The organism is Streptomyces sp. NPDC002690, assembly GCF_053592415.1.
Genome location: NZ_JBSFVR010000444.1, coordinates 1 through 5411 on the forward strand (window position 1 = coordinate 1; position 5411 = coordinate 5411).

9 protein-coding genes are annotated in these 5411 nt (G+C 65.5%); all 9 read right to left on the bottom strand.

Annotated features, from left to right (window positions below; genetic code table 11):
• Nucleotides 1-4 precede the first annotated feature (4 nt).
• Nucleotides 5-118 (bottom strand): 50S ribosomal protein L36, encoded by a 114-nt coding sequence (gene rpmJ, locus ACWD3D_RS32845; RefSeq protein ID WP_009740505.1) that lies wholly within the window; start codon nucleotides 116-118, stop codon nucleotides 5-7.
• A 60-nt stretch (nucleotides 119-178) separates the two neighbouring features.
• The gene (gene infA, locus ACWD3D_RS32850; RefSeq protein WP_014047798.1) at nucleotides 179-400 is read right to left on the bottom strand and encodes a translation initiation factor IF-1; all 222 of its coding nucleotides are present in this window, start codon (nucleotides 398-400) and stop codon (nucleotides 179-181) included.
• A 197-nt stretch (nucleotides 401-597) separates the two neighbouring features.
• Nucleotides 598-1434: a type I methionyl aminopeptidase gene (gene map, locus ACWD3D_RS32855; protein WP_266705195.1), complete on the bottom strand. Its 837-nt coding sequence runs from the start codon at nucleotides 1432-1434 to the stop codon at nucleotides 598-600.
• 167 nt (nucleotides 1435-1601) lie between these two features.
• Nucleotides 1602-2258, bottom strand: coding sequence for an adenylate kinase (locus ACWD3D_RS32860; protein ID WP_451464385.1), 657 nt, complete (start codon nucleotides 2256-2258; stop codon nucleotides 1602-1604).
• Nucleotides 2258-3577: a preprotein translocase subunit SecY gene (secY, locus tag ACWD3D_RS32865; RefSeq protein WP_451464386.1), complete on the bottom strand. Its 1320-nt coding sequence runs from the start codon at nucleotides 3575-3577 to the stop codon at nucleotides 2258-2260. The genes ACWD3D_RS32860 and secY overlap by 1 nt, the downstream gene beginning before the upstream one ends.
• A gap of 232 nt (nucleotides 3578-3809) precedes the next feature.
• Complete coding sequence (gene rplO / locus ACWD3D_RS32870) at nucleotides 3810-4265, bottom strand: 50S ribosomal protein L15 (protein WP_328721293.1); 456 nt, start codon at nucleotides 4263-4265, stop codon at nucleotides 3810-3812.
• 1 nt (nucleotide 4266) lies between these two features.
• Nucleotides 4267-4449, bottom strand: coding sequence for a 50S ribosomal protein L30 (gene rpmD / locus ACWD3D_RS32875; protein ID WP_219611742.1), 183 nt, complete (start codon nucleotides 4447-4449; stop codon nucleotides 4267-4269).
• Nucleotides 4449-5054: a 30S ribosomal protein S5 gene (gene rpsE / locus ACWD3D_RS32880; protein ID WP_266705207.1), complete on the bottom strand. Its 606-nt coding sequence runs from the start codon at nucleotides 5052-5054 to the stop codon at nucleotides 4449-4451. The genes rpmD and rpsE overlap by 1 nt, the downstream gene beginning before the upstream one ends.
• A 47-nt stretch (nucleotides 5055-5101) precedes the next feature.
• The coding region (gene rplR, locus ACWD3D_RS32885) for a 50S ribosomal protein L18 (protein ID WP_451464387.1) at nucleotides 5102-5411 on the bottom strand (310 nt) is incomplete at its 5' end.

A 5411-nucleotide genomic window follows, 5' to 3' on the forward strand; every position in this document is an offset into this window, starting at 1 on the left:
TGCGTCAGCCCTGGCGCTGCTTGTGGCGCAGGTTTTCGCAGATGACCATGACCCGGCCGTGACGGCGGATCACCTTGCACTTGTCGCAGATCTTCTTGACGCTCGGCTTGACCTTCATGGGATGTCAGGTTCTCCGGGTCAGTGCCATCACCGCGCCGCAGCGCGATGGGGGCAAGATCTACTTGTACCGGTAGACGATCCGGCCACGCGTCAGGTCGTACGGAGAGAGCTCCACCACGACCCGGTCATCGGGGAGGATACGGATGTAGTGCATCCGCATCTTGCCGCTGATGTGCGCGAGGACCTTGTGACCGTTCTGGAGCTCCACCCGGAACATTGCGTTCGGGAGGGACTCGATCACGGTGCCCTCGATTTCGATGGCACCTTGCTTCTTGGCCACGCTTCGCCTTTCGAATCGGCTACCTTGATCGACTCCCGCTCTGCCGCGTTACCACCAAGTGGACACACGGATGCACGAGAGCCGACGAGTCAGTCTACGTCAGCGGACCCCAAAAGACGAATCCGTCAAGTTTGCCCACCGAAGGTGATCCTTATGCCCCGACGGACCAGGTGTTCGGCCGGCGCCGGGCGGGATGCTCAGGCCAGCGGGTCCGGCGCGGCCTGGACGCCGTACTGGGCGAGCTTCTCGGCTCCGCCGTCCGGGGCGGTCAGCACCAGCGGGCCCTCCTCCGTGAGCGCGATGGAGTGTTCCCAGTGGGAGGACCAGCTGCCGTCGGTGGTGAGCACGGTCCAGTCGTCGCTGAGCACCTTCGTCTGCGCGGTGCCGAGCGAGACCATGGGCTCGATCGCCAGGCAGACGCCGGGGACCAGCTTGATGCCCTTGCCCCGCTTGCGGGAGACGTAGTTCAGCAGGTGCGGGTCCATGTGCATCTCGGTGCCGATGCCGTGGCCGCCGTAGTCCTCGATGATCCCGTACTTGCCGGTGGCCGGGCGGGGCTGGCGGCGGATGTAGCCCTCGATCGCCTTGGAGATGTCGACGAGGCGGTTGTTCACCTTCATCGCAGCGATGCCGGCCCACATCGACTCCTCGGTCACCCGGGAGAGCTCGATCAGCTCCGGAGCGTGTCCGGTGCCCACGAAGGCGGTGTACGCGGCGTCGCCGTGCCAGCCGTCCACGATCGCGCCGCAGTCGATGGAGATGATGTCGCCGTCCTTGAGGACGGTCTTCTCGTCCGGGATGCCGTGGACGACGACGTCGTTCACCGAAGTGCAGATGGTCGCGGGGAACCCGCCGTACCCGAGGAAGTTCGACTTCGCCCCGTGGTCGGCGATCACCTTGCGCGCGACCTGGTCCAGGTCGTGGGTGGAGGCGCCCGGGACGGCGGCCTCGCGGGTGGCGGCGTGAATGGCGGCGACCACCAGGCCCGCCTCACGCATCTTGGCGATCTGCTCCGGGGTCTTGATCTGCACCATTGCTGGGCGCCTCTCTGCGTCTGCGTCTCTGGGGACGGGGACCGTCTCCCGCTTCCGGGGACGGGTGCCGCGGCGTGACCGGTAAATCCACGATACGGCGACAAACAGCCGGCCGCGGCGCCCTGGGGCACCGCGGCCGGCTGTGGAAGTTACTGCGTGGGTGGTGCTCAGCCCTCGTCGGACTTGAGCGCCGCCATGGCCCGCTCGGTCACTTCGGTGACCTTGCCGAGGGCGGGGATGGTCACGACCAGTCCCTGCTCGCGGTAGTAGTCGATGATCGGCTCGGTCTGCGTGTGGTAGACCTCCAGCCGGGTGCGGACCGTCTCCTCGTTGTCGTCGTCCCGCTGGTACAGCTCGCCGCCGCAGGTGTCGCAGACACCCTCGGTCTCCGGCTGGTTGTACGCGACGTGGAAGACGTGCGAACTGTCGTTGCGGCAGATGCGGCGACCCGCGATCCGCTTCACGACCTCGTCCTCGGGGACCTCCAGGTCCAGGACCGCGTCGAGTGCCACACCGTTGCTCTTGAGCATCTCGTCCAGCGCCTCGGCCTGGCCGACGTTGCGCGGGAAGCCGTCGAGCAGGAAGCCACCGGCGGCGTCGGGCTGGGACATGCGGTCCTCAGCCATCGCGTTGGTCACCTCGTCCGGCACCAGCTGGCCCTTGTCCATGTAGGACCGGGCCTGCTTGCCAAGGTCGGTGCCCTGGCTGATGTTGGCGCGGAAGAGGTCGCCCGTGGAAATGTGCGGAATCGACAGGTTCTTGGCAAGGTACGCGGCCTGCGTTCCCTTGCCGGCACCAGGAGGCCCGACGAGGACGATTCGCATCAGCGGAGGAACCCTTCGTAATTGCGCTGCTGGAGCTGACTCTCGATCTGCTTCACGGTCTCCAGACCCACACCCACGATGATGAGGATGCTCGTCCCGCCGAACGGGAAGTTCTGGTTCGCGCCACCGAAGCCTGCCAACGCCACTGTCGGCACAAGAGCGATGAGCCCCAGGTACAGCGAGCCCGGCCAAGTGATCCTGTTGAGCACGTAGCTCAGGTACTCGGCTGTAGGTCGACCTGCCCGGATACCCGGGATGAACCCACCATACTTCTTCATGTTGTCGGCTACTTCTTCGGGGTTGAACGAGATCGCCACGTAGAAGAACGCGAAGAAGACGATCAGGAGGAAGTAGGTCGCGATGTAGTACGGGTGGTCGCCCTTGACGAAGTGGTCCTTGATCCAGTTCGCCCAGCCCGCGTTGGAGTTGGAGAACTGGACGATCAGGGCCGGGATGTAGAGGAGCGAGGAGGCGAAGATGACGGGGATCACGCCCGCCTGGTTCACCTTGAGCGGGATGTACGTGGACGTACCGCCGTAGGAACGGCGCCCGATCATGCGCTTCGCGTACTGCACCGGGATGCGGCGCTGGGCCTGCTCGACGAAGACGACGAGGCCCACCATCACGAAGCCGATGATGATGACCGTGCCGAATTCGATCCAGCCGTCGGCGAGCTTGCCGCTCTCCTTGATGGCCCACAGGGCGCTCGGGAAGCTGGCGGCGATCGAGATGAACATCAGGATCGACATGCCGTTGCCGATACCGCGGTCGGTGATGAGCTCACCGAGCCACATGACGCAGGCGGTGCCGGCCGTCATCGTGACGACCATGACGATCGTGGTGAAGATCGACGAGTTGGGGACGATCTGGTCGCCCACCGAGCAGCTGCTGAAGAGCGCGCCGCTGCGGGCGGTCGCCACCAGGCCGGTGCCCTGGAGGATGGCCAGCGCGACCGTGAGGTAACGCGTGTACTGGGTGATCTTGGTCTGCCCGGACTGTCCCTCCTTCTTGAGGGCCTCCAGTCGGGGGATGACCACGGTCAGCAGCTGAAGAATGATGCTGGCCGTGATGTACGGCATGATGCCGAGCGCGAAGATCGTGATCTGCAGCAGCGCACCACCGCTGAACATGTTGACGAGACCGAAGAGGCTGTTATTGCCCTTGCTGGCCTGGTCGATACAGGTCTGGACGTTCTCGTAACTCACTCCCGGTACGGGGATGTGTGCCCCGAGCCGATAGAGAACGATGATGCCGAGCGTGAAGAGCAGCTTCTTGCGCAGGTCGGGCGTCTTGAACGCCCGGGCGAACGCGGTGAGCACGGTGCCTCCTGCGACCCCCGCGCTATGCGTAGAGGTGACGGTCTTGAGGTTCGACGGATACGACGGACACAAAAAAAGTCAAAGTGTCCCAGGGCGGGTGCCCGAGGGGTTAGCACACAACTCACGCCACCTTACCGGCGACCATGCCCCCCTAGGAACGACCAACCGGGGATGCCTCTTGGAAGAGGCATCCCCGGTCGGGTGTTCAGTACATCGAGTTGTCCGAGTTGTCTCAGACGAGCTCGGTGACGGTGCCGCCGGCGGCGGCAATCTTCTCCTTGGCGGAGCCGGAGACGGCGTCAACCGAAACCTGCAGCGCCACGGAGATCTCGCCCTGTCCGAGGACCTTGACGAGGTGGTTGTTGCGCACGGCACCCTTGGCGACCAGACCGGCCACCGTGACCTCTCCACCCTCGGGGTAGAGCGTCGCGAGCTTGTCCAGGTTCACGACCTGGTACTCCGTGCGGAACGGGTTCTTGAAGCCCTTGAGCTTCGGCAGGCGCATGTGGAGGGGCATCTGGCCACCCTCGAAGCGCTGCGGAACCTGGTAACGAGCCTTCGTTCCCTTGGTACCACGACCTGCGGTCTTACCCTTGGACGCCTCACCACGACCCACACGGGTCTTGGCGGTCTTGGCGCCCGGGGCAGGCCGGAGGTTGTGGGCCTTCAGCGGGCTGTTCTCCGCCATGTCAGTCAACCTCCTCAACCGTCACGAGGTGGCGGACGGTGTGAACCATTCCGCGGAACTCGGGGCGGTCCTCCTTGACAACCACGTCGTGCAGGCGCTTGAGCCCGAGCGAACGCAGGGTGTCGCGGTGGTTCTGCTTGCTACCGATGTACGACTTCGTCTGCGTGATCTTGAGGCTGGCCATTACGCACCAGCCCCGGCACGCGCACGGAGCAGAGCCGCGGGAGCGACGTCCTCGAGGGGCAGACCGCGGCGGGCCGCGATCTCCTCGGGACGCTGCAGGCCCTGCAGGGCCGCCACGGTCGCGTGCACGATGTTGATCGCGTTGGAAGAACCGAGCGACTTCGACAGGATGTCGTGGACGCCGGCGCACTCGAGCACGGCACGCACCGGACCACCGGCGATAACGCCGGTACCCGGGGAAGCAGGCTTGAGCAGGACGACGCCCGCAGCCTTCTCGCCCGTGATCGGGTGAGGAATCGTGCCCTGGATGCGCGGAACCTTGAAGAAGGACTTCTTCGCTTCCTCGACACCCTTGGCGATGGCCGCGGGAACTTCCTTGGCCTTGCCGTAACCGACACCGACGGTGCCGTCACCATCGCCCACCACGACCAGCGCGGTGAAGCTGAAGCGACGACCACCCTTCACAACCTTGGCGACGCGGTTGATCGCGACAACGCGCTCAACGTACGCGGTCTTCTCGGCGGCGCTGGGGCCACCGTCACGGCCCTTCCGGTCCCGCCGCTCGCCGCCACCGGCACCGCTTCCGCGGCGCTGGGGTCCAGCCATTGGAATTACCTCTCTCTGTTACGTCCGCTGTGCGTAGGAACCGGGGCTTAGAACTTCAGCCCGGCTTCACGGGCGGCGTCAGCCAGAGCGGCAATCCGCCCGGCGTACTGGTTACCACCGCGGTCAAACACGACGGCCTCGACGCCTGCGGCCTTGGCGCGCTCGGCGACCAGGGCGCCGACCTGCTGGGCCTGAGCGCTCTTGTCACCCTCGCCACCACGGATGGAGACGTCCAGGGTCGACGCCGACGCGAGCGTGTGGCCCGCGATGTCGTCGATGACCTGGGCCACGATGTGACGGTTGGAACGCGTCACGACGAGGCGGGGACGCTCCGGCGAACCGGAGACGTGCTTGCGG